This window comes from Leptolyngbya sp. NK1-12 (assembly GCF_032598965.1).
Taxonomy (GTDB): Bacteria; Cyanobacteriota; Cyanobacteriia; order Elainellales; family Elainellaceae; genus Elainella.
Map to the genome: position 1 here is coordinate 4121011 of NZ_CP053586.1, position 21494 is coordinate 4142504.

Below are 21494 nucleotides of genomic sequence, written 5' to 3' on the forward strand. Positions count from 1 at the left end.
TTGGGGCCGCTGAGTTAAGCAAATTTCGCAATCCAATTCTGCGAAACCCCACCTGTACTGAAAACCACAGAGGCACACTATAAAATCTGGACCTGTTATTCTAGTTACCCTACATCTAGGCCAAAATATTACTTAACAAAGCGGTTCAACTCTAGATATGGCATCTATCATGGTGCTGCACCCGCATCGAGAAAGACTATGAGCGCTAACTCATCCAGCTCCGACTTTCGCGTCAATACCTATGTCAGCGGCAATCAAGAAAAGCCCGACATTGCTATTGGTTCCCTCGGTAATTTTGTCGTCACTTGGCAAAGTCAGGATCAAGATGGGGACGGTACCGGCATTTTTGCCCGTGCCTACAATGCTTCTGGCAGGCCGATTAGCAGCGAATTTCAAGTCAACACCGCCACGGCTGATGATCAAACCGATCCAGCAGTTGCCATGACCCTCGATAACAGCTTTGTCGTGGTTTGGGCTAGCGAGCAGTCGTTTGGCGGCAGCGGGCAGGATGTATTTGCTCAGCGGTTCGATGCCAGAGGTCAGCGCTTGGGGTCAGAGTTTCGGGTGAATCGCAGCACGCTCCAGGATCAAAACAACCCGGATGTAGCTATCGATGGTAGCGGCAATTTTGTCGTAGTTTATCAAAGCGACGATCAGGACAATAACACGACTGGACGCGATGATGACGGCACGGGCATTGTAGGACAGCGGTTTGACCGCAGCGGCGCACTGATTGGCAACGAGTTTCGCATCAACACCCGCACCGAAAACGACCAAACCGCACCGGTCGTCGCCATGAATGCGCAGGGGGATTTTGTCGTCATCTGGGTTAGCGAACGGCAGGATGGCAGCGGTACCGGCATCTTTGGTCAGCGTTATAACAACATTGGCAATCCAGTTGGGATTGAGTTTCAGGTCAACACCGAGACAGATGGTAACCAGCTCAACCCATCTGTAGCAATCGATGACAACGGGGATTTCGTCGTGGCATGGCAGAGCGACAGCCGCAGTTCTGACCAGGATGGCTATGGCATCTATGCCCAACGCTATAGCGCCAGCGGCAATCCGTTAGGCCATGAGTTTCGCGTCAACCAAACCACTCGCGGCGATCAGACCACGCCAGCCGTCGGGGTCGATGCAGGCGGCAACTTCACCGTCGTGTGGGCCAGCGAAAATCAAGACGGAGATGGGGCTGGCATTTTTGGGCAGCGGTTTGCCGAAAACGGTAGGCGGCTCGGCGGCGAATTTCAGGTCAACCGGGAAGAGGCCAATGATCAATCTCTCCCGGCCATTGCAGTTGCACCCACAGCGGACTATGTCGTGGCGTGGCAGGACGATTCCCTCTCAAGGAACAACCAGGACATTCAGGCCCGCTTCACTGCCTCTCGACGCACAATTCGCGGCGATCGGTTCGACAACACGCTACGGGGCAACAGCGGCAATGATCGACTCCTGGGACTACGCGGCAACGATTTGCTCAAAGGCTTTCGGGGCAATGACATCTTGGAAGGCGGCTTGGGCGATGATGTGCTGGAAGGCGGCGGCGATAACGACATCCTGCTGGGTGGGGCTAATAGAGATACGCTGGATGGGGGCAACGGCAACGATCGGCTGACGGGTGGTCGGGGTGCCGATACCTTTGTGCTGCGGATTAAACCGGGCAGTACCCTGATCACCGACTTTGAAGATGGGGTAGATGTGCTCGGTTTATCGGCTGGGATCGAACCGCAACACCTGCGCATCGTCCAAGAAGGCAGCAATACGGTCGTTTCCTGGAAAGGCATTGAGTTGGCGGTCTTATTGGGGATTGAGGCGAGAACGATTTCCTATCCGGCAGATTTTGTCTCCGCATCTCGCTCCGGCAAGGAAATTCGCGGCACCAATCGAGATGATCGACTAGATGGCACCGGCGGCAGCGACGAGATTACCGGCTTGCGAGGCAACGACGTTTTATCGGGCCGAGCGGGCAACGATTTGCTGCAGGGCGGCAACGGTAACGATCGGCTGTTTGGCGAAGCAGATGCTGACTATCTAGAAGGCGGCGAGGGCAACGACAAGCTGGATGGTGGCAAAGGCGACGATTTTCTGGTCGCAGGCAACGGCAATGATCAGCTCACGGGTGGCCCCGGTGCCGATATTTTCTTTCTGCAATTCAAGAGCGGCACAACCGTAATCAAGGATTTCCAGGACGGTATTGACTTGCTTTCTTTGGATAGCAATATTGACCCCAATTCGCTGCAATTCCAACAGCAGGGCTTAGATACGGTCATCACATCGGGTAGTCAGCCGCTCGCTGTGCTCAAAAACGTGCTGGCTAGCCAGATTACCTATACGCCTAGTGATTTTATTACTTGATTGGGCAGTGCCTGCAACCGCTTCTATTCCAGACCGATCGAGCTGCAAAGTTCGACCAGAATTCCGTCTAGATCTCGCACATAGGCAACTGTTTGCCCCCAGGGTTTAACTTTTGGTTCGGCAACAGCGACTGCGCCAGCCTCAACTGCCTGAGCAAACGCACTGGGTACATCCGCTGTGACAAATCCCACCTCGATTCCAGCCGGTGGCTGAGACAAACTATTCTCGACAAACCCTTGCGGCAGATTAGACTTGGCTAGGTCGTTAGTCGCAAAGGCAAGGGTCGTATCACCTGTTTCCAGCTCCGCATACTGCCCACTCTCATGCACAAACCGCGCCTGCAACCCAAACGCTTTGTGGTAAAACGCAACAGCTTGGGGGACATCCTTGACATAGAGAATGGTGTAAGCAAACTGAACCATAGCGACGCCTCACCGCAATCATTGAAATAAGACTAGTACATTTGCTCGGAATCAGCAATCCAGAATCAGGCCAACCTAGACAGAAAAACCGAGAAGGCTATCATAGAAGGCAGTTGATATTTCTTAACATCTCATCTAGATGATCAGTGGACTTCCCGGTTACACGAAAGCCAAACATCTTCTAAGCGAGAAGCTCTTGTTTGGGCATGAACTCAGTCCAGAGTTGGCCGCCATTTTGCTGGTTTACTTTGTTCAAGGCATTTTGGGGCTGGCACGGCTGGCCGTGAGCTTTTTCCTCAAGGATGAGTTGGGGCTGAGTCCAGCTCAAGTGTCGGCCTTTATGGGCATCGCAGCTTTACCCTGGATGATCAAGCCCTTATTTGGGTTCATCTCCGATGGCTTGCCGATTCTGGGCTACCGCAGGCGTCCCTACCTGATTTTGTCTGGGCTGCTCGGCACCTTGGCCTGGGTGATGCTAGCGACGGTTGTGCATACGGCCTGGGCCGCAACCATTGCGATTGCGCTCGGCTCCTTGTCGGTAGCCTTTAGCGATGTGATTGTGGATTCGCTAGTGGTCGAGCGTGCCCGTCAGGAATCGGTGCAGGAAGCCGGTTCCCTCCAATCCATTTGTTGGGGCGCTACAGCGCTGGGCGGATTAATCACGGCCTACTTCAGTGGCTTTTTGCTCGAACATTTCAGCAACCGCACCGTGTTTGGCATTACGGCCACCTTTCCGCTGATCATTTCTCTGGTGGCCTGGTGGATTAGTGAGTCGCGGGTTGAGGCGAGCAGCGAATGGTCAGTAATTTGGCAGCAGGTGAAACAACTGCGCACGGCTATTACCCAAAAATCGATTTGGCTACCCACGGCGTTTCTGTTTCTCTGGCAGGCCACTCCCACCGCAGATGCGGCCTTTTTCTTCTTCACCACTAACGAACTGGGCTTTCAGCCGGAATTCTTGGGCCGAGTGCGCTTGGTGACGAGCGTGGCCTCGTTGCTGGGTATTTGGCTATTTCAGCGCTTCTTTCGGGCCATGCCACTGCGGGTGTTCTTCGGCTGGACAACGGTAATCTCGACCGTATTGGGCATGACGATGCTGCTATTGGTGACGCACACAAACCGCGCCCTGGGTATTGACGATCACTGGTTTAGCTTAGGAGACAGCCTGATTTTGACCGTGATGGGGCAAATTGCCTACATGCCGGTGCTGGTTTTGGCTGCAAGACTCTGTCCGCCGGGGGTGGAAGCAACGCTGTTTGCTTTGTTAATGTCAGTAACAAACCTGGCAGGACTCCTGTCCTATGGCTCCGGAGCACTGTTGATGCAGTGGCTGGGAATCACGGAAACCAACTTTTCCCAGCTCTGGCTGCTGGTCGTGATTACCAACTTGAGTACGCTGCTGCCGTTGCCGTTTCTAGGCTGGCTGCCCAGTAGCGAGGAAAGTCAACTACCGAGTTTAGACGAAGAATCCTCTCCCGTTTTGCCGCCTGCTGCGATCCCCTCTGTAGAGCCGCTTTCCACCGCCGATCATGAGCTGGTGCCTGAATTTCGTCGCTAGCAGTGTCTGCTTTGGTTAGGCAAAGCTTGCCTGGTCCAGCCTTTGGTATGGCTGGGATTTTCTCTGGTGCTGGGTTTCTCAAATTCTTGTTTCCTTCGTATATCCAACAGAGTTCTAGATTGAGATTGATTATGCAAAGTTTTCAGTTAGGGGAACGCAGCACGCTCCCAACGGCCGAACAAGTTGATCAAAGTCCGGCTATGTCCTACACGCTTCAGGACTGGCAGAAGGGCTATCGCTCCCTGACGCAGGAGTCCGACTACTGGATCGATGACATCGAAGGTCAGATTCCCCCCGACTTAGAGGGTACCCTATTCCGCAATGGCCCCGGTCTGCTCGACATCAACGGCCAGCGCGTGCATCATCCCTTCGATGGGGATGGCATGATTTCAGCCTTTACCTTCACCAACGGGCGTGCCCATTTCCGCAATCGCTATGTGCGCACTCAGGCGTTTTTAGAAGAACAGGAAGCGGGTCGGTTTCTCTACCGGGGGGTGTTCGGGACGCAAAAACCAGGCGGCTGGTTAGCGAATGCCTTCGATCTGCGGCTGAAAAATATTGCCAATACGCACGTGATCTACTGGGGCAATCGGCTCTTAGCTCTGTGGGAAGCGGCTGAACCGCATCGGCTCGATCCGGCCACGCTTGACACAATCGGAATTGATTACCTCGACGGTGTGTTGCAGCCCGGTAATGCCTTTGCTGCCCACCCTCGCATCGATCCCGCCTGTGAAATGGATGGCGGTGCTCCCTGTTTAGTCAACTTCTCGGTCAAGACCGGACTTTCCAGCACAATCACGATCTACGAATTTGCCCCATCGGGTCAGCTCTTGCGGCAACATGCCCATGCCGTACCCGGATTCGCCTTCATGCACGACTTTGCAATCACGCCCAATTACTGCGTTTTCTTCCAGGCACCAATGGCGTTTAACCCCTTGCCCTATCTGCTGGGCTTCAAAGGGGCCGGACAATGCCTGCAACCTCGGCTACACCAACCCACGCAAGTGATTGTGATTCCCCGTAATGGTCGTGATCCGGTCCAGCGTATTCCGGTCGAAGCGGGGTTTGTGTTTCACCACGCCAATGCTTTTGAGCAAGATGGATATCTTTACGTCGATTCGATCTGCTACGCCTCGTTGCCTACGATCGACGCTGACGAAGACTATCAGCAAGTCCGGTTTGAAAAACTCGATCCGGGTCAGCTTTGGCGGTTTCAGTTCAACCTGCAAACCGAGACCGTAGAGCGGCAGTTGCTGGAATCGCGCTGCTGCGAGTTTCCCACCCTGCATCCTGACAAAGTAGGCCGTTCCTATCGCTATGTTTATCTCGGTGCGGCCCATGATCCAACCGGCAATGCCCCCCTACAGGCCGTGATTAAGGTTGACCTGGAAACTGGCGAGCGTCAGCTCTGGAGTGCAGCTCCGCGTGGCTTTGGCGGCGAACCCGTGTTTGTTCCTCGATCCTCTAGCCCCAATGCAGCGGAAGATGAGGGCTGGCTGCTGCTGCTGACCTTTAACGCGGCACGGGAATGCTCGGAACTGGTAATTCTAGATGCGCAAGATCTGAGTCAGCCGGTTGCAATTCTGCGCCTCAAGCACCATATTCCCTATGGACTACACGGTAGCTTCACCAATCAGGTGTTTCTGCCCAGCTAGACAAATCAAGCGAGAATGGGGGTGTGCTTTGAGCCAATATAATGCCATGACATTCACCCCCCGCATCGTTTCCCTAATTCCCAGCGCCACAGAAATTATTGCCCTACTCGGCCTCACCGATGCCCTGGTAGGACGCTCCCATGAATGTGACTATCCAATCGAGGTGCAGTCGCGTCCGGTCTGTACCGAGCCAAAGTTTGACCCCGAAGGTACGAGCAGCCAAATTCACGACCGGGTAAGCGACTTATTACAGTCAGCCCTCAGCGTTTACCGTGTCAAAACCGATGTGCTGGAGGAATTACAACCAACGCACATTCTGACCCAAGCTCAATGCGAAGTTTGTGCCGTTAGTCTAGCCGATGTGGAACAGGCCGTAGCGACGCTGACCCACTCGCAGCCGCAAGTTATTTCCCTCCAGCCCAATACCCTAGCCGAAGTCTGGGCTGACATTGAACGAGTTGCCAATGCCTTAGACATTGACCCAAATCCGGCCTTAACTGCGCTCAAGCAGCGCGTCAATCATTGCAGCCAGACCGCTCAATCCTTACCTGCCGACCAGCGATCGACGGTGGCCTGCATTGAATGGGCCAATCCCCTGATGGGAGCCGGAAACTGGATTCCAGAACTCGTAGAGCTAGCGGGTGGCACTCCTCTATTTGGCAAGGTAGGACAGCATTCGGCTTGGCTGCAATGGTCCGATTTGATCGAGGCAGATCCAGATGTTTTGGTGATCATGCCCTGTGGGTTTGGTTTGGAGCGAACCCGCCAGGATGCCACTGAACTGGCGCAGCACCCCGATTGGGCCAAGCTAAAGGCGGTTCAAACCGGGCGCATTTACATTACCGATGGCAATCACTACTTCAATCGCCCTGGTCCCCGTTTGGTCGATTCTTTGGAAATTCTGGCTGAACTGCTGCATCCTGACCTGTTTCAGTTTGGCTATCGAGCTAAAGGCTGGGATGTGGCAGCACATACTTCAACTAATGCATGACTCGTCTCTATGCCTACGATTAATTTACAAATCGTTGCAAAACTTTAAAAAGTTATGTTAAGTTAGTAGCAACAAGGTTGATATTAACGAGGTCTAGCAGTCATGGAAAATCAAGCACCCAAATTCGGTTTTACCCAGTTTGCTGAAACATGGAACGGTCGTTTGGCAATGTTGGGTTTTGTAATTGGTTTGGCTACTGAGCTTTTGACTGGTCAAGGCATTCTGTCCCAGCTCGGTCTGATGTAAGCTTCGTTACCTATCAGTAGTCTGTTCATTGCGAGGGGGAGCATTCCTGCTCCCCTTTTTTGTCAGCGATTGTAGACGTAAAGCGGTAAAGCGGTTTCGTTGGCAGCACTCACAACTAAAAAACAACTACACTTTGCCGCATTCAGGTTCATCGCCTATTGCATATCAGCTATTAGGTGGGTCAATCCAATGATTTGGTGATCCTGTAGCACGGATGCCTATCAGCAGTTAGAAGCTGTTTGAGAAGCTCCCTACATCCCCATTCTGGGGAACTTTCCCGAACCGTCGCTGTTCAAAGTTCCCCGCTGGTACGGGATATAGCCCTATGGCCATCCCAGAAAAGGGAGCGGATCCAGACGACAAGATCCTTTTCAATCAGCTCAATCAGCTCAATCAGCTCAATCAGCTTTAATCAACTTCTTCGAAGACTCTCAAGTTTTACATATTCTTTGCTTACACATAAGTGTGGATTTTTCGTGTAATTATATTTGCGTTATCTCATTGTCTGTTTTTGTTAAATAACTATTGTTGAAAACATATTTTGTTGAAAATATATTTAGATTCTGATTCTAGTTCCAGAAATTTGTTGTTTTGAAATTATTTTTTGGGTAAAAATCTTTAGAATCAAGCATCTCATCTTCAAATAATTCCTGTATTTAAATTTCGTATTTAGCTTTGGTCTTCAAATATTCGCATTATTCTGGCATTTATTAATCAAGTCTTCTCTCATTAACCCCTCGTTAACAGCCATCAATCTCCGGTGCTAAGAAATTCCAAGCGTTATCTTAAAGCTATCAGAACTTCATTGTAAAAATACAATTTGTTGCATTGACTTCACCCGTCTTTTACGTGTTTTTTCGTAGAAAAGGGGGAGATGGTATGAAAGGGATGAGGACCCGTGAGCTGTCTAACCCGGCAACGTAGTTTACTTCAGTTCTGCTGGCGCAGCTAATAGTGCAGCCGAAAAATTAAAAACATCCTATGACAGATTTTAACCTCACACAGCTATTCAAGCATCCTCAATACGGCTTGTTGGCCCTGATTGCTTGCTTATTTGGTATCTATCTAGCCGTTGTCTGGCGCACTGGAGACATTGCTTACTTCGGTATGAGCATTTTGTTTCTGCTAGCGGCTGCCACACTGCTTTGGGAAAATCATCCAAACTTCATTTACCAGCACAATTTGCTGGCTAGCTTTACCGGAACTGGGCTAATCGGCTGGCTGGTTTGGCGGAGTGTCATCCCTTCGAGTAATCAGCAGCTAGAGTTACGTCTGTTTCCTTTGGTCTCAGCTCTAGCTGTAGCCCTAATTGCTTCTGGATTTCGAGGGTTATGGCAATACCGACGTGAGCTAGCCATCATGTTTTTCTTGGGCGTTCCTGGTATTTTGCTGAACTTGGTTGATATTGCTCCCTTGACGGCAAAGTTTGCCACCTTACTCCTGTCCTACAGCGGCTTCACAGCTTCTCATCAGGATGTTTGGATCACAACTTCTGCGGGCACGATCGAAGTTTACGACAACTGCTCTGGTCTAGAAGGCTCAATCTACCTGGTAGGAATGGCCGTGATCTGCCTGACGCTTTATCCAGTTCGTCGAGCTAAGCAAGTCGTAGCGTTCCTCGCCGCCGCTTTAATAGGGTTTAGCGTGAATGGTATACGGATAGCGATCATGGCCACTCTAGCAAGTCCCAAGGACCAGCCAGCTTTTCTCTATTGGCATGAAGGAGAGGGTTTACTGCTGTTCGGAGTCTTAGCCGTTGTTTTATTTGCTGGCGTTTACTGGATGCTCTATCGCTTGGAATTGTGGCAGCGCAAAAGGGCCATTTAGCAGAACAGCAAGGGTGAGCTAGGAACTACCTTGCTTGTCCCCTCAGGTTGAATAGTTCATCAGGTTCAATACTTCATCCGGCAGACGGTTCACGGTGGCTTGAACTGCTGAGCGGTTTTGGGAAGTATTATCTACCCACGATTCGCAGTCGGCTGGAATTGACCCAATTGTGCGGCCAAAATAATGCCGATATAGTGCCTGCGTTAGAGTAAAAGCCTGCAACTGCGCCAGACGTTCTTCCTCGCTGTAGGTGCCAACATAGGTAGCGTGGTGAATAAATTTGCCAAACAGCAACTGGCAATCTCCTGCATACTTGCGAGTATCAAGAATGTGATGATGCCAAACTTCATCGACTTCAACTGTCGGAACCAGCTGCAGGTGAGGATGGCGATCAACAAGGTACAGAAACTCAAGATAATCGGCAATGGCTCGGACAATGCTTTGAGGAGCACGTTGGGGCTGAGCTTGTATGAGCTGAGACGCAATCGGTCTTAGATCAAGCAAACGAACTTTCTGTAAAAACCGTTGAAATTCGAGCGATACATCCTGGTTTAATTGGGGCCTGGCTGTCATTGGTGTACTTCCTGGGGTAAGGTAGGGCCAGCGTTGCTAGCAGCTTCTCATTCATTCAATCTTCTTCCATCTAATCAGAGTTGCCAAAATCGAAAGTCAGGTCCTGTCACCCGAAAGTCAGGTAGAAAGTCACCATTTGGCTAGATAGTACAATTGAACTAAATAACGCTTTGGACAGACGGCGAAGCTAGGCATAGTTTTTATAACAGTTCTAGGACCGTTGCACTAGGCCGTTGAAGTAAACACCAATTCAGCAATATAGCAATACCGTTATGTCAATCGAAGCGTTACGCAAAAGCAGTATGATGGCCCACCTGCTGGATGCACTAGAGGCAGGCCAGGATATTGGTCACTATGGGCGGCTGACCTTTGCCATGATCGCCCGTCACTTCATCAGCGAAGCGGAACTGATTGAGTATCTGCAAAAAGATTCCGACTTTAGCGAAACTGAGGCGAAAGCGCTCGTGCAGCAGGTGCAGGGAAAGGACTACAACCCACCCAAGCGCGACCGGATTCTAGAATGGCAAAGCCAACAAGAGTTTCCGATCTGCCCCAATCCAGACGATCCGGATGCCTGCAATGTCTACCGGGATCTACAGTTTCCAGATGAGGTGTACGAGCATATCTCCAGCTATCACGAGCAGAAAGCTGGGTAGATAGCTATGCCCTACTTGACCCCAACTTCTTTTGTATTGCTTGGGGCCGGTCTAACTAGAGGGCAGGATTAGTAGGGCTGTGATCAGAAACGCTTGACTGCAAACAAGAAAGCTTTCTAAGTAAAAACCTTCTAGGGTAAGCTGGGAAATCCTGTTTGGAAGCGGGTGATGGGATTCGAACCCACGACATCAACCTTGGCAAGGTTGCGCTCTACCACTGAGCTACACCCGCGTGTTTGTGACCTTTACTAGTATCCCGATTTCTGTCAAATCTGTCAAGAGTTCTGTGGCAGTTTTGGGGTTTGAGCCAGCATTGTCTAAGCAATCAGTTCACTCACCGCTATAGTAAAACCGGGCAAGGCTTGCTGTGTCGTCGCTGTCTGCTCAGGACCGTAGAGAATTTGCTGATTGGCCGTAATCACCAGCACCCACTGGCTTTCTGGCATCACTAACCAAACCTCAGCACCGCCTGAAGCGAGATATTCTCTAACTTTGGTAAATACCTCTTCGGCTTCGTCGCTGGGGGAAACTACTTCAGCAATCAGCGAAAAACTCTGAGGCAAAACCCTAAAGTCGCCATGCTGGGCTACCAGATCCGGCATTAAATACGCCACATCTGGACAGCGGACTCGACCTGTCGTGCGACAGGGGGTTTCGACATAAACTTCGCCGCCTAATTTGTTGGCATCCTTATAGTTGCCCCAGAATCGCGCCAATTTTGCTTGAATTCTTCCGGTTTTTGCGGTCACACCCTTTTTTTCAATTAGCTGCCCATCGACCCACTCGGTATGGTCCGGAGGCCGTTGGATGAAGGCATCAAGAGACATGGTTGGAGCGGTTGTCAGCATCGCAGTTTCTCCAATCGAGAGCTATCTCTAGGTTAACCTTCTAGCTCTGGAGGATTCGCTTGCTTCATGGCAGCCGGTAGAGATTGGGGAGTAGTTCCCGAAAGGTTATTCCCATTCACCTCAGGATTAATTGCCTTGATTTGCCGCATTAGGCTAGCTAGCTCAATTGCGCTCATAGCATACTCCCAGCCCTTGTTGCTCTTAATGCCAGCCCGCTCTAGGGCCTGTTGCATTGTATCGGTCGTCAGCACGCCAAAGATGATGGGGACGCCGGTCTGTAGCCCAACTGCAGCAATGCCTTTCGACACTTCTGCCGATACATAGTCAAAATGGGGGGTAGAACCCCGGATCACTGCACCCAGGCAAATAATCGCATCGTATCGATGGGTTAGCGCCAGTTGCCGCGCCAGTAGAGGAATTTCAAAGCTACCAGGAACCCAGACATAATCAACCTGAGTACCCTGGGGGTCAGGGTTAATCCCATGACGCTTGAGACAATCTTGACACCCTTCCAGCAGTTTGCCAGTCACCAAATCGTTAAACCGACCAATGACAATGCCAAACCGCAAGGAACCAGTGTCAGTAAAAGTACCCTCAAAAACAGTCATATTATTAAATCTCTACTTTGCCGAGCATTTTGCCAAGCATTTTGCCGAGCGAGTGAACCGGGTCTGTTTCCAGCTTAGACGACAAAATAGTTCAATCCACCCACCAGCAGCACCAGCACGACCCAAGCACCAGAGCCTAGCAGAATCAGGCGCTTAGATTGCTCCCAATTCTGGGGAGAGGCATAGGCGACCGGTACACCAACGACCATGATGAACGACAGAATCACTAGAGCAGCGAGAGCAAGTTGGAACAGAATGGACATTGTTATCCTCCCAGTACAGCATCGGACAATACAACAATTAGGCATTGATGCGCCAACGCATTGCCCATGCTAGTAAGCTATCAGAAAGTGACACGCTCTGGAAGGATGAAGCTGGGAGGGAGGTTTTGTAGCTTGCTTCTGCGTAGCAGTGGTTTGAGTTTTGAGTTTTAAGTTTTGAGTTTTGAGTTTGGGCTGGCGCTTCAGGCTTGAGTTATGGATTTGATTCTTTGCCACATCACTGCTGATTTTGACACGCTGGGGGCAGCGGTGGGTTTGTCGCGGCTGTATCCGGGGGCCAGGATTGTGCTGACGGGCGGGGCGCACCCAGCGGTACGCGATTTTTTGGCGCTGCATCGGGATGAATATGCTTTGATTGAACGCCGGTCAGTAACGCCAGAGCAGATTCGCACCGTAATTGTGGTGGATGCTCAGCAGCGGGATCGGTTGGGGAAGGCGGCGGAATGGCTGGATCTGCCAGGGGTGGAGGTGATTGTCTACGACCATCATCTAGAGGCTGAGTCGGATATTGCAGCAACGGAACGACGCATCGCAGCGATTGGGGCAGTGACCACGCTGGTGGCGGAACAGCTTCAGGCACATCAGATTTCCCTGTCTCCGGTGGAAGCTACGGTGATGGCGCTGGGGGTGCATGTCGATACGGGTTCACTCACCTTTGATCACGCTACTGTGCGGGATGCGGCGGCCTTGACTTGGCTGATGCAGCAGGGGGCGAATTTGCGAGCGATTGCCGAATATGTGGAGCCGGGTCTTTCTCCCCAACTGCAAGATTTACTTTCAGTGGCGTTAGAGAACTTACAAACCGAAACCCTGCGGGGCTACTGTCTGGCCTGGGTACTGCTGTCGGTAGAAACCTATGTGGCGGGACTGTCGAATCTGGCTTCACGGTTACTTACCCTGACCGAAGTGGATGTGTTGCTGTTGGCAGCGCGCTATCCGATTAGCGAAACCGAAGAACGGCTGACGGTGATTGGTCGGGCACGCAGCAGTGCTGGGGCTGCTTCAATGCAGAGCTTTAATTTGGGAGCGCTGTTTCAGCAATGGGGCGGAGGGGGGCACAGTCGAGCGGCTGCCATGACCCTACGCGGAGCCGATCCAGAAGCTGTGCTGCAAGAGCTGATTGATTCGCTCCGGCAGCAGGTGCCCCAACCACCTACCGCTCGTGACTTGATGTCGTCTCCAGTCCGCACAATTCGCCCCGAAACCACGATTGCCGAAGCCCAGCGGATACTGTTGCGCTATGGTCACTCTGGTTTGTCGGTCGTGGATGCCAATGACCAGCTCGTGGGGATTATTTCGCGACGCGACCTGGATATTGCCCTGCATCACGGATTTAGCCATGCGCCGGTGAAGGGCTACATGACCACGAATTTGAAAACAATTACGCCCGATACGCCGCTGCCGGAAATCGAATCGCTGATGATGACGTTTGATATTGGTCGTTTGCCGGTTTTGGATGCCAGTCAGCTGGTTGGCATCGTCACCCGCACCGATGTGTTGCGCGAACTGCACCAAGCTGGATTACGAGAACAAGACCAAGCAGTTCCGGAGGCTGAACAAACGCTGCGAGATTACTGCCTGCTGCCGGGAGTGGTGCAAACTCTGCTGCGACAGCGGTTGCTTCCGGCTCTGTGGGATCTGCTGCTAGAAGCGGCGAAACAGGCCGAACAGCGGGGATGGCAGCTTTATCTAGTTGGGGGTGCGGTGCGCGATCTGCTGTTGGCAAAACCCGGCCAGCCCTTGTTGCTCGATGATGTTGATCTAGTGGTGGATGGATTTCACCGGGCGGCAGATCAGGCGGCAGGAGTGGCAATGGCAAAAGCGCTCCAGCAACTCTATCCAGCAGCGCGGCTGCAAATCCACGGTCGGTTTCAAACGGCGGCCCTGCTGTGGCACCATGATCCAGTGCTAGATTCCCTCTGGATTGATATTGCCACGGCCCGCACCGAATTCTATCCCTATCCGGCGGCCAACCCAGAAGTGGAAGCCAGCTCGATTCGGCAAGACCTCTACCGGCGCGATTTTACGATCAATGCTCTGGCGATTCGGCTGACGCCTCCCCGCATGGGGGAACTGCTGGATTTCTTTGGCGGAGTAGTAGACCTACGAGCCAAGCAGATTCGGGTTCTACACGCCAACAGCTTTATCGAAGACCCGACTCGCATCTACCGGGCCGTGCGGTTTGCGGTTCGCTTAGGCTTTGAGATCGATCCCCAGACCGAGGGCTATATTCGCACTGCCATTGCCAGCGGCATCTACCACCGCATTCAGGCAGAAGTGGAGAAAACGCCAGCCCTACAAACCCGGTTGCGGCAAGAGTTGCGCTATATTCTGGAAGCCCGCTACTGGAAAGCTGCGCTTCAGCTACTGTCGGAATTGGGTGCGATTTGCTGCATTCATCCAGACTTGGAGCTAAACGACACGCTCTGGTGGCAGTTGCGTTTGGTAGACCGTTGGCTGAGGTGCTTTATTCATCCTCTAGGCGGTGCGGAGCACTATCAACTCGCCAACCTGGAACATTGGCTGATTTTGTTGGAACTGATGCTATTCCATCTGGAAACCGAGGCGCGAGTCAAGGTTGCTACAAACTTCCAGTTGCCTGCCGAAAGCGTGCAGCGATTACAAGCGTTGGATCAAAATCAAACCGCGATTGTCGCGGCTCACTCTCACTGCCAACGTCCAAGTCAGGTAGTACGAGAACTGAGTCAGTACGATTTACCCACGTTGATTTTGGTAGCTGTGAGCGTACCGCGACCGATTCGCCGCCAAATCTGGCAATACCTGATCCATTGGTCGCAGGTGAAGGCTCCACTCGATGGCAATGATCTAAAAACGCTGGGCTACAAACCCGGACGGCAGTACAAGCAGATATTGGACCAGTTGCTAGATGCCACCCTAGATGGCGAAATTCACAACCGAGCCGAAGCCAAGGCATTGCTGACAGCCCAATTTCCACTGAAGTAAGCTAAATCAACGATAGCCAGCTGCCTGTAGGGCAAAAAGCTGGGCATAGCGTCCGTTTTGCTGCATTAATTCCTCGTGGGTGCCCTGCTCTAGCACTTTTCCTTCGGCCAGTACCATAATTTGATCTGCCATGCGCACGGTAGAAAAGCGGTGGGAAATCAAAATCGCCATCTGGTTTTGCGTCAGTGCCTTGAGGCGGCTAAAAATTTCGGCTTCGGCTTCCGCATCCACGGCAGATGTGGGTTCGTCCAAAATCAAAATGTCGGCATTGGCGCGCATGAAGGCTCGCGACAGGGCAATTTTTTGCCACTGACCGCCGGAAAGCTCGCGGCCACTTTTGAACCACTTGCCGAGACGAGTAGAAAATTGCTCCGGCAGTTCTGCGATAAAGGGGAGCGCCGTTCCCTTATCGGTCGCCACTTCCCAACGCTGCTGATCCATCAGGTTTGCCACATCACCTACGCCCACGTTTTCTCCTACCGTGAATTGGTAGCGGACAAAGTGCTGAAAAATCACGCCAATGCGCTGCTGCAACACGTCGATATCCCACTCTTGCAGATCGCGTCCGTCTAGCAGAATTCGTCCGGATGTGGGGGTGTAGAGGCGCGTCAGGAGTTTGATCAGGGTTGTTTTGCCAGAGCCGTTTTTGCCGACAATCGCCAGCTTTTGGCCCGGTGCTAGATGAAACGTGACGTTGTTGAGGGCAGACCGATCGTTGCCGGGATAGGTAAAGCTGACATTCTCGAACCGAATCCCGTCGTCGGGCTGGGGGCCATAGGTGGCGTATCCGGGCGGATCTGGAACCGGTTCTTCTAGGAATTCGTACAACGTCGCTAGATACAGATTGTCCTCATACATGCCGCTGATCGAGCTGAGGATGAGAGAAAAGGTAGACTGCCCCTGCCGAAACACGACCAGATACATGGTCAAATCACCAATCGAAATCCGTCCGGCAATTGCTTCAAGGATGATCCAGACATAGGTGCCATAGAAAGCAGCAGTGCTAATCAACCCCAGCAAATAGCTCCAAACCGTGCGGCGTACATGCAGGCTCCGATCTTCGGCATACACCCGCTCAAAGATTTGCCGATAGCGATTCACCAGCATGTCGCCCAACTGATAGAGCTTTACTTCCATTGCGTAGTCTTCGCGCCCCAGCAGTACCTCTAGGTAATGACGCTCTCGCGTTTCGGGTACCCGCCAGCTAAACAAGCGAAAGCTGTCTCGCGCAAATCGGGTTTCGGCAAAAAAAGCGGGGATGGCCGCCACCATCAGTAACAGCACGGCCCATCCAGAAAATTGCAGCAGCAAGCCGCTAAAGGTGAGAATCGACAAGCCATCTTTGACAAAGCCAAACGTGCGGTTGACCACATTCAAGGGCCGATAGGCCGCACCTTCACGAGCGCGAGTCATCTTGTCATAAAACTCGGCATCCTCGAAGTGGCTCATCTCTAACGTCAAGGCTTTTTCTAGGATGAGCAGGCCAATCGTGTGAGCCAACAGCGGTTTCAGCAATGCCTGACACAACAGCATCCCCTGCTGACAGCCCGATTGCAGCACAATCGCCACGGCCTCCAGCCCTACATACTGAAATGTCCGCCAGCGATCTGTTGCTAAACCAGACTGGGCTGCCTGCACCACTCCATCGACAATCAGCTTGCCCAAGTAGGCAATGGCACCGGGCAGTAAACCTGTCAAAATCGTCAAAATGGCCAGACTAATCGTCAGCAGGCGATCGGTGGTCCAAACCAGCTGCACGGCCCGACCGGAATATTGAAAAACTGAAAGGGATTGGTGAAAACCTCGGAGCTGCCGTAGAACCGTGGAGAGACAGGGGATGGTCATGGTTCTACGATAGCGCGCGGGAGGGGTGGGAGATGCGGCTCGTGAGCCTCGCCGAACGAGGGAAGGTGGGGGAGGACAACCCTGCGTACTTTGGCAAGCAGTTGTCCAAAGTCCGGCATCTGGTTGAAAATTGCTTTGCTAAGCTCAAACAGTATCGCGCAATTGCGACAGGCTACGACAAGCGAGCGGAGACGTTTCTCTGTGCTACTTACATGGCGACCGCCGTCATCTGGCTGAATTGATCACACGCTTTGACCTGTCAGCCACGTTTCATTGGGCTGACTGAGTCGCTGATTCTGTCGATGGCTGGGCTGCCGGTTGATTTGCCTGGAGCGCATCCTTTGCCGACAAATGGCTGCCCTGGGTGCCAAACTGCCACAGCACTGCCGCTGCCTCGGCTCGACTGACGGTTTTCTTGGGCTGGAATAGGGTCGTGTAGCCGAAGGCACGCCGGATGTTCGACAAGTCACCATTCTGGTGGTCGGCCAGTACGGCTCGCATCGCCTTAGGATCAATTTTGGCCGAATCCTGAAAGCCCCAGGCTTGTTGAACCGTGTCAATCGCAGCGTTGGGTAGCGCTTGGCGAGTATCGACCGGTACCTTCCAGAGAATCATGTCTTCGCGAGTCAGAGGCGCATCGGGCCGGAAGGTGGTGTTGGAGGTATCACCCGTCAGCGGACTGGGAATGACGCCAGCGTTGGCTAATCCCTGAATCACGGCAAAATCCGGATCTGAGGCAGGCATATCCTGGAAGGCGGGTTGATCGGTCGCGGCGGCTAAGCGAATTTTGCGAGCGGGCTGATTAGCATAGATCAGGTTGTTGGCGGTGACTAACCAGCGGGCATACTCGCGTCGAGAAATTTCGGCATTCGGCTTGAACTCGCTGCTAGTACCGTTCTTAGAAAAAGCACCCAGTTTGGCTAAATCGGTGATGTAGGGCTGGAGTTCGGCAGGTGCTTGGCTCAGATCGGAAAAGCTACCATTGCTAGGCGCAGGTGAGGCGCTTGGCTCCGACGCTACTTCTCCCGGCAAAACTGGCCCAATGAAGTCTGGGTCTCCGGGCTGGGGCAGTTCGCCGTCTGCAGTGGTTTCTGCCTCGCTAGGGCTAGGAACCGAACCCACTGTGGCCTCCCCAAACTGATACTCAATGGTGAATTCGGTATTGCCGGAAGAATTGTCTGAAGTACTAGCTGAACCACCTGAAGCGACTGTGGCAATTTGCACCTTCAAGCCGTCGCGCGTTGCTGCAATGGGCTGATCGCTACTCTCAGCCGTGTCAGCCGCGAGCTGCCATCCCTCAGCCTGGAATTTCTCCTGATAAAACTGCCGCACTTGAGCTGCATTGTCTGAAGTTTGCCAGCGGGTTTCGGTTGACTGATTGGCTCCCACGACAACATCCTCGGACGAGCTTGCGCCGCCAACTGCCACCAGTTCGGCATTCGGATAGCGGGGAATCTCGGCTGGAAAGTTCGTCGGCAACTCTACCCCTGCTGGCGAGGCTGTTGGCTCCGGGCTAGCTTCTACCGTACTCGCTTGCAAGCGGGGATCGGCAGACAGCGCCTGCTCTAACTGAGCGGCCCAAGGCGTATTGGCACAGGAACCAAGGGGCAACAACGCCAGAATCGTTAAACTGCTCCAGAGAACGGACTGCTTGAGGGGCAACACAGGCACTCCATAGAATTAAAGCTCTTCTCCCCTACGCTAGCGCAAATCAAAAACCACCGGGATCGGAAAACCTGCCCGCCAACGGAGAGATATCTCACTCCGGCATCACCGCCCCGTCTAAGTTGGCTCCAGTCAAGTCGGCTTTGAAGAGATTGGCTCCCCGCAGGTTGGCGTAGGAGAGATCGGCGTTTTTGAGGTTGGCGCGGCTGAGGTTGGCTCCCCGCAGGTTGGCGGCATGCAGACAGGCATGGCTGAGGTTGGCGCGGCTGAGGTTGGCCCAGCTGAGATCAGCGTGCTCAAAGATGGCTTCTACGAGGGTGGCACCGATCAAAAAAGCCCTGGTCAGGTGAGCTTCGGCAAAAATCGTGCGGTAGAGGCTGGCCTTGATCAGGTGGGCGGCGATCAGTTCGGCCTTGACTAAATTGGCGCGGCTGAGGTTCGCGTTGCAGCAGTTGGCGGCATTTAGGTTGGCGCGGCTGAGGTCGGCCTTCATTAGATTGGCGTCTCCCAGATCCGCATCGCGCAAAATCGCAGAGCGCAGATCGGCTCCAATCAAGTCGGCATGGTTGAGGTTGGCATGGGCAAGGAGGGCTTCGCGCAGGTCGGTAGTGCGCAGGTTGGCTCCTTGCAGGTCGGCTCCGGTCAGCGTAGCTCCAATCAAATTGGCATCAACTAGCTCGGCTTCGGTCAGATCGGCGGCGGTGAGGTTCGCCTCAAACAGATTGGCTCTGGTGAGGGTGGCCTGCCTGAGGATGGTGGCCGTCAGGTTGGCGCTGGACAAATAAGCGCGATACAGGTTAGCTCCACTCAGGTTCATGCCGCTCAGATCTCTGCCGCGAAAGTCGGCTTGGCTGAGGTCGGGTTCCACCTGCGGATAGTGGGAACGCCACTTACCCCAATCGATGGCGCTCCAGTGCAGGACTGCCAGATGCTCTCCGTTTGCCATCTCGATTGCCTTCCTTCGCTGTGCCTCCAACGTCAATCTCACAGTCCCAGCTACTCGTTCCTGCCGCCGGCCCGTTCGGCCCGACCGGCCACATTTTCGATGGCTGCCACCGCCGCACGGGAGCCAGCAATGATGTCTCGCTCTTGCCCACCCAGGTAGAGTCGCCCAAAGCTGCCCACCGCAGAAATATGCAGAATATTGATCAATGCGGCTTTCTCGGCTTCGTTAGCAGCAAGGGCGGCATAGGCGGCGGGTTCCACCTCCAATACATACAGCGTTTGCCCTGCTAGCAACATATTGCCTTTGCGGGTGCGGTTGATCAACTGGGTGTGGTGAGCGTCAATGTTGCGAATAATTTGACTGGAAATAATGCGCGGCTTCAGACAGTCGCGGCGGTCAGCTCCGATTGCTTCTAACACGGCTCGTCCTGCGGCCTGAGTGTCGCTCTGCCGACTCGAATGCACCTCCAGTAGCCCATACAAGCGCTCGATCACCAGCACCCCCGGACGCACCACAGCAGCCTTGAGGGCAATATCCATTAGGCGGTTGATTTCGATGCCAGGGGAAATCTCAACCCACAGCGAAGAGTCACCCGGCAATGGCAAAAAGCCCAGTGCTTGCGTTCCTAAATAGGCAGCATGCTGCGGCTGCAAGCTGTCCAGATATACGTAACTGCGAAGATCAATACCCAAGGTATGTCATCAAACCCCAACGTCAACCTGCACCATCGTCGATCTCGGCATAAACTGCGCTGACTCGCTCAATTAAATTCACTAATCGCCAGGATTAGCTGCAATCATTGACTGCCTTCGATGACGACCTTGCATTGAGTTCTATTATCTCTGAATTGTAAACAACCTTTAAAAATTTCTGTCTCCGGTTTTGGGAACGCACCTGCCGCTCTACTGCTAATTGTCACTGCCAATTGCTTCTGCCAATTGCTTCTGCTAATTGCTACAGGCAGGGCTAGTCAATATTCTTGATCTCAAACCCTTCATTTCAAGCTAGGATGAAGGTCGAGATGCCATATTCGGTGCTAAGTTGCATTTGTACAAGGTTGACAATCAACGCTCCGACTATTTAATTCTCTGTACTGTTACATGGAGCGGTTTATGTCAATCTACGTTGGAAACCTGTCCTATCAGGTCACTGAAGAAGATATTAATACGGTCTTCTCAGAGTACGGCACCGTAACGCGGGTGCAGTTGCCAACTGATCGTGAAACTGGCCGGATGCGCGGCTTTGGATTTGTCGAGATGTCATCGGATGCGGAAGAACAAGCTGCTATTGATGCGCTTGACGGTGCAGAGTGGATGGGGCGCGACCTGAAGGTCAATAAAGCTAAGCCTCGCGAAGAGCGCCCGGCAGGCGGTAGCTTTGGCAACAACCGCAGGCGGAACGACCGTCGCTACTAGTTGCTGTTACAGCCACTATTGAGCTTAGGCCGACATTAGGCTAATCAAAATATTCGGAGCTTTCAGCAGACCAGGGAACTGCCTTGCTCTGTTGGAAGCTCCTTTAGGCTTTAGATTTTTGCTGCTGTTTATGAATAGAGGAATTTCTGCATGGCTCAAGTCATTTTGGGAGAGAACGAAGGGATCGAGTCGGCCCTACGCCGCTTTAAGCGTCAGGTGTCCAAGGCGGATATTTTTGCTGACATGAAGAAGAACCGACATTTTGAGACGCCGTTAGAAAAGGAAAAACGTAAAGCACTGGCAAGACGGAAGAAGCGCCGCTTTCGCTCCAAGGCATAAGGGAATTTGAGTCTGGTCTCTAATTAGCTTTCGCTCAGTATTGTTCCTTTCGCACAGTATTGTTCATAGTTTTTGATAAGGTGCAGGTTAGATGGCGCAGTCGGTCAGTCCGTCTCGCAACCGCACCTTATTGGCGTATTTATTACCCATGCGAAAACTCGTCAGAGGTTTTGAATTTCAAAACCCCTTCGAGGATTTCGAATAAGCTCTTAAGACCGGATGAAGAATTTGCCCACCCTGCAATAGCGATGGCTGATCCAATCTCGCTGTCCGGAAATCTGCTGCTCTGGGCTGTGGTGA

The 21494-nt window shown here is 52.7% G+C and carries 20 protein-coding genes and 1 tRNA gene; 11 read left to right on the forward strand and 10 right to left on the reverse strand.

The features are described 5' to 3' along the window. Nucleotides 1-198 precede the first annotated feature (198 nt). Nucleotides 199-2355 carry a calcium-binding protein gene (locus tag HJG54_RS17470; RefSeq protein ID WP_316430281.1) on the forward strand — a complete coding sequence of 719 codons (2157 nt, stop codon included), beginning with the start codon at nt 199-201 and terminating at the stop codon, nt 2353-2355. A gap of 23 nt (nt 2356-2378) precedes the next feature. On the opposite strand, the gene HJG54_RS17475 is transcribed toward HJG54_RS17470, so the two are convergent. Next, on the reverse strand, nt 2379-2777 hold the full coding sequence (locus HJG54_RS17475) for a VOC family protein (RefSeq protein WP_316430282.1): 399 nt from the start codon (nt 2775-2777) through the stop codon (nt 2379-2381). Between the two features lie 139 nt (nt 2778-2916). On the opposite strand from HJG54_RS17475, the gene HJG54_RS17480 reads away from it, so the two are divergent. The 5 genes from HJG54_RS17480 to crtA all read left to right on the forward strand — a co-directional run bounded on the left by HJG54_RS17480 (nt 2917) and on the right by crtA (nt 9054). Then, nucleotides 2917-4335 (forward strand): folate/biopterin family MFS transporter, encoded by a 1419-nt coding sequence (locus tag HJG54_RS17480; protein ID WP_316430283.1) that lies wholly within the window; start codon nt 2917-2919, stop codon nt 4333-4335. A 131-nt stretch (nt 4336-4466) separates the two neighbouring features. Then, entirely contained in the window at nt 4467-5990 is a 1524-nt protein-coding gene (locus HJG54_RS17485; protein WP_316430285.1) for a carotenoid oxygenase family protein, read from the forward strand. Between the two features lie 46 nt (nt 5991-6036). After that, nucleotides 6037-6981 (forward strand): cobalamin-binding protein, encoded by a 945-nt coding sequence (locus HJG54_RS17490; protein WP_316430287.1) that lies wholly within the window; start codon nt 6037-6039, stop codon nt 6979-6981. A 102-nt stretch (nt 6982-7083) separates the two neighbouring features. Then, nucleotides 7084-7227 carry a chlorophyll a/b-binding protein gene (locus HJG54_RS17495; protein ID WP_035996397.1) on the forward strand — a complete coding sequence of 48 codons (144 nt, stop codon included), beginning with the start codon at nt 7084-7086 and terminating at the stop codon, nt 7225-7227. A 981-nt stretch (nt 7228-8208) separates the two neighbouring features. Further along, nucleotides 8209-9054: a cyanoexosortase A gene (gene crtA / locus HJG54_RS17500; protein WP_316430289.1), complete on the forward strand. Its 846-nt coding sequence runs from the start codon at nt 8209-8211 to the stop codon at nt 9052-9054. Between the two features lie 42 nt (nt 9055-9096). Here the strand turns inward: crtA and HJG54_RS17505 are convergent, their stop codons facing one another. After that, complete coding sequence (locus HJG54_RS17505; protein ID WP_316430291.1) at nt 9097-9627, reverse strand: glycine-rich domain-containing protein; 531 nt, start codon at nt 9625-9627, stop codon at nt 9097-9099. Nucleotides 9628-9899: 272 nt separating this feature from the next. On the opposite strand from HJG54_RS17505, the gene HJG54_RS17510 reads away from it, so the two are divergent. After that, nucleotides 9900-10283: a hypothetical protein gene (locus tag HJG54_RS17510; RefSeq protein ID WP_035996367.1), complete on the forward strand. Its 384-nt coding sequence runs from the start codon at nt 9900-9902 to the stop codon at nt 10281-10283. 160 nt (nt 10284-10443) lie between these two features. Here the strand turns inward: HJG54_RS17510 and HJG54_RS17515 are convergent. The 4 genes from HJG54_RS17515 to psbZ all read right to left on the reverse strand — a co-directional run bounded on the left by HJG54_RS17515 (nt 10444) and on the right by psbZ (nt 12002). Further along, nucleotides 10444-10515: transfer RNA gene (locus tag HJG54_RS17515), tRNA-Gly, on the reverse strand. Nucleotides 10516-10600: 85 nt separating this feature from the next. Beyond that, the gene (locus tag HJG54_RS17520; RefSeq protein WP_316430294.1) at nt 10601-11131 is read right to left on the reverse strand and encodes a Uma2 family endonuclease; all 531 of its coding nucleotides are present in this window, start codon (nt 11129-11131) and stop codon (nt 10601-10603) included. A 32-nt stretch (nt 11132-11163) separates the two neighbouring features. Then, nucleotides 11164-11739, reverse strand: a complete 576-nt coding sequence (gene ribH / locus HJG54_RS17525) for a 6,7-dimethyl-8-ribityllumazine synthase (RefSeq protein WP_316430296.1) — start codon at nt 11737-11739, stop codon at nt 11164-11166. Between the two features lie 74 nt (nt 11740-11813). Then, nucleotides 11814-12002 carry a photosystem II reaction center protein PsbZ gene (gene psbZ / locus HJG54_RS17530; protein WP_316430297.1) on the reverse strand — a complete coding sequence of 63 codons (189 nt, stop codon included), beginning with the start codon at nt 12000-12002 and terminating at the stop codon, nt 11814-11816. A 213-nt stretch (nt 12003-12215) separates the two neighbouring features. Here psbZ and HJG54_RS17535 point away from each other — a divergent pair, with 213 nt between their 5' ends. Further along, entirely contained in the window at nt 12216-14984 is a 2769-nt protein-coding gene (locus tag HJG54_RS17535) for a CBS domain-containing protein (RefSeq protein ID WP_316430298.1), read from the forward strand. Nucleotides 14985-14990: 6 nt separating this feature from the next. On the opposite strand, the gene HJG54_RS17540 is transcribed toward HJG54_RS17535, so the two are convergent. Beyond that, nucleotides 14991-16829, reverse strand: coding sequence for an ABC transporter ATP-binding protein (locus HJG54_RS17540; protein ID WP_316430300.1), 1839 nt, complete (start codon nt 16827-16829; stop codon nt 14991-14993). Nucleotides 16830-16870: 41 nt separating this feature from the next. Between HJG54_RS17540 and HJG54_RS17545 the strand changes: the two genes are divergently transcribed. Beyond that, nucleotides 16871-17071 (forward strand): transposase, encoded by a 201-nt coding sequence (locus tag HJG54_RS17545; RefSeq protein WP_420717261.1) that lies wholly within the window; start codon nt 16871-16873, stop codon nt 17069-17071. Between the two features lie 28 nt (nt 17072-17099). Here the strand turns inward: HJG54_RS17545 and HJG54_RS17550 are convergent, their stop codons facing one another. The 3 genes from HJG54_RS17550 to HJG54_RS17560 form a co-directional block, all read right to left on the reverse strand. Then, nucleotides 17100-18494, reverse strand: coding sequence for an S-layer homology domain-containing protein (locus tag HJG54_RS17550; RefSeq protein ID WP_316430301.1), 1395 nt, complete (start codon nt 18492-18494; stop codon nt 17100-17102). Between the two features lie 94 nt (nt 18495-18588). Beyond that, nucleotides 18589-19440, reverse strand: a complete 852-nt coding sequence (locus HJG54_RS17555; protein WP_316430302.1) for a pentapeptide repeat-containing protein — start codon at nt 19438-19440, stop codon at nt 18589-18591. Nucleotides 19441-19490: 50 nt separating this feature from the next. After that, nucleotides 19491-20132 carry a hypothetical protein gene (locus HJG54_RS17560; RefSeq protein ID WP_316430303.1) on the reverse strand — a complete coding sequence of 214 codons (642 nt, stop codon included), beginning with the start codon at nt 20130-20132 and terminating at the stop codon, nt 19491-19493. Between the two features lie 420 nt (nt 20133-20552). On the opposite strand from HJG54_RS17560, the gene HJG54_RS17565 reads away from it, so the two are divergent. Beyond that, nucleotides 20553-20855, forward strand: coding sequence for an RNA recognition motif domain-containing protein (locus HJG54_RS17565; RefSeq protein ID WP_035996351.1), 303 nt, complete (start codon nt 20553-20555; stop codon nt 20853-20855). Nucleotides 20856-21005: 150 nt separating this feature from the next. Then, a complete protein-coding gene (gene rpsU / locus HJG54_RS17570) occupies nt 21006-21194 on the forward strand; it encodes a 30S ribosomal protein S21 (protein WP_035996349.1) in 189 nt (62 codons plus the stop codon). The last annotated feature ends 300 nt before the right edge of the window (nt 21195-21494 follow it).